The organism is Planomonospora algeriensis, from assembly GCF_977012225.1.
Map to the genome: position 1 here is coordinate 1 of NZ_CDRNDK010000731.1, position 2,137 is coordinate 2,137.

General features: G+C 76.8%; 4 protein-coding genes. All 4 read right to left on the reverse strand.

The window, feature by feature from the left end:
• Window positions 1-207 (reverse strand): ATP-binding cassette domain-containing protein (locus ACWJ6R_RS35135; RefSeq protein WP_449066340.1); only part of this gene is annotated, 207 nt, incomplete at its 3' end.
• An 86-nt stretch (window positions 208-293) separates the two neighbouring features.
• The gene (locus ACWJ6R_RS35140; RefSeq protein WP_449066343.1) at window positions 294-761 is read right to left on the reverse strand and encodes an oligopeptide/dipeptide ABC transporter ATP-binding protein; all 468 of its coding nucleotides are present in this window, start codon (window positions 759-761) and stop codon (window positions 294-296) included.
• Window positions 710-1,339 (reverse strand): ATP-binding cassette domain-containing protein, encoded by a 630-nt coding sequence (locus ACWJ6R_RS35145; protein WP_449066341.1) that lies wholly within the window; start codon window positions 1,337-1,339, stop codon window positions 710-712. Before ACWJ6R_RS35145 ends, ACWJ6R_RS35140 begins: the two co-directional genes overlap by 52 nt.
• The coding region (locus ACWJ6R_RS35150; protein ID WP_449066342.1) for an ABC transporter permease at window positions 1,336-2,137 on the reverse strand (802 nt) is incomplete at its 5' end. The genes ACWJ6R_RS35145 and ACWJ6R_RS35150, both read right to left, overlap by 4 nt.

Genomic DNA, 2,137 nt, shown 5'->3' on the forward strand with positions numbered 1-2,137 from the left:
CCGCCAGCGCCGTACGGCCAGCCCGTCCACCGCCACCGTGCCGCCGGAGGGCCGGAGCATCAGCGCCAGCACCCGGGCCAGCGTCGACTTGCCGCAACCGCTGGGACCGGCCAGGCCGGTCACCCGGCCGGGCTCGACGGTGAGCGAGACGCCGTCCAGCACGACCTGCCGGCCGTACCGGACGGTGACGTCACGGGCCTCAAGCACGGCGGCTCTCCGGGGCGCGGCGGGCGGTGGCAGGGATCTCATGCACGGTCGTCCTCCGGGGAAGGCGGCGGGCGGCGGCACGGCTCTCACGCACGGTCGTCCTCCAGGGGGTGGTGGCAGGCGACGCCGTCCGCCATGGGCGGCGGCGCCGCGCAGGCTCGGCTCGCCGACGGGCAGCGCGGCGCGAAGGCGCAGCCGTCCGGCAGGCGGGTCAGCTCGGGCGGCATGCCGGGGATCGCGGTGAACGCCCGGTCGGGCCGGGCGTTCACCAGCCCCGTGGCGTAGGGGTGGCGCGGCCGGTCCAGCATCCGCCCGGCGGGGCCGGTCTCGACCAGGCGGCCGGCGTACATCACGGCGACGTCGTCGGCGACCCGCTCGGCCGCCCGCAGGTCATGGGTGATCAACAGGACGGCCCGGCCCTCGTCGCACAACCCGCGCAGCGCCGCCATCGCCCGGTCGACCAGCGGCCGGTCCAGCCCGCCGGTCGGCTCGTCGGCCAGGATCAGCCACGGGTCCCCGGCCAGCGCCATCGCGTTGGCCACCCGCTGGGCCATGCCGCCGGACAACTCGTGCGGATAGCGGTCGAGGTCGGCGGGGTGCAGGCCCTGCCGCAGCGCGAGCTCGTCGGCGCGTTCCCGCGGCCGCGGTGCCCGAGCTCCCGCAGCGCCTCCTCCAGCTGCGCCCGCGCGGTCCGCACCGGGGTCAGGTGGGTGGCCGGGCTCTGCGGGATCAATCCGACCGCCCGTCCGCGCACCCGCCGGGCCAGTACGGCCTCCGGAGCGCCGAGCAGCTCCAGCGACCCGCCCGCGTGCTCCAGCCGCGCCGTCCCGGCGACCTCGGCGTTGCCGGGGAGCAGCCCGAGCAGCGCGTGGGCGAGCACCGACTTGCCGCAGCCAGACTCGCCCACCAGCGCCAGGCACCGCCCGGGACGCACCTCGAAGGAGGCGCCGGTGACCGCCCGCACGGTGGCGCCGGGAAGCCGGAAGGAGACGGTCAGCTCCTCCACCCTGAGCCGGTTCCCCCCGGCCGCGGCGGGGCCGCCCGCCGGTGGACCCTCCTCCGTCGGGAGGGCCGGGAGCGCGGAGGGCCCGCCCGGCGGGAAGTCCTCGTCTGTGGAGACGCTCGTGCTCACAGCGACAGCTCCGATCGCAGCCGGGGGGTGAGCCGGTCGCGCCAGTGCTGGGCGAGCACGCCCAGCGCCAGCGTCGGCACCAGGATGAACAGGCCGGGCACCAGGCTGGACCACCAGTCCCCGGCGAGCAGGGACCGCTGGCCGTCGTTGATCATGTTGCCCAGCGAGGCCAGGTGCGGGGGGAGGCCGAGCCCGAGGAAGCTCAGCGCGGTCTCGTGCCAGACGGCGTGCGGGACCATCAGCACCGCGGCCAGCAGCAGATGCGGTGCCAGGTGGGGCAGCAGATGGCGGCGGACCACCCGGGACCGGCTCGCGCCGCCGGAGATCGCCGCCTCCACGAAGGGCCGCGAGCGCAGGGAGAGCACCTCCGAGCGGACGATCCGGGCCGCCGTCGTCCAGTGCGTGACGCCCACCGAGGCGACCACCGCGACCGGGCTCGGGGCGAACAGGGCCACGATGAAGATGCCGAGCAGCAGGTGCGGCACCGAGGTGAAGCCGTCGACGAGCCGCATCAGCAGGCGGTCGGGCATGCCGCCGAGGCTGCCCGCGACCAGCCCCACGAGGCCGCCGATCACCATGCTCGCCAGCGCGGCCACCAGGCCGACCAGGAACGACACGCGCAGGCCGTAGACCGAGCGGAGCAGTACGTCCCGGCCGACCTGGTCGGTGCCGAGCGGGTGCGCGAGGGAGGGCGGCAGCCCCGCCGAGCGCAGGTCCACCAGCTGCTGGTCGAGCTGGGCCAGCGGCGGGACGAGCAGTACGGCCAGGCCGAGGACCGCGAGGGCGGCCGCGGCCGCG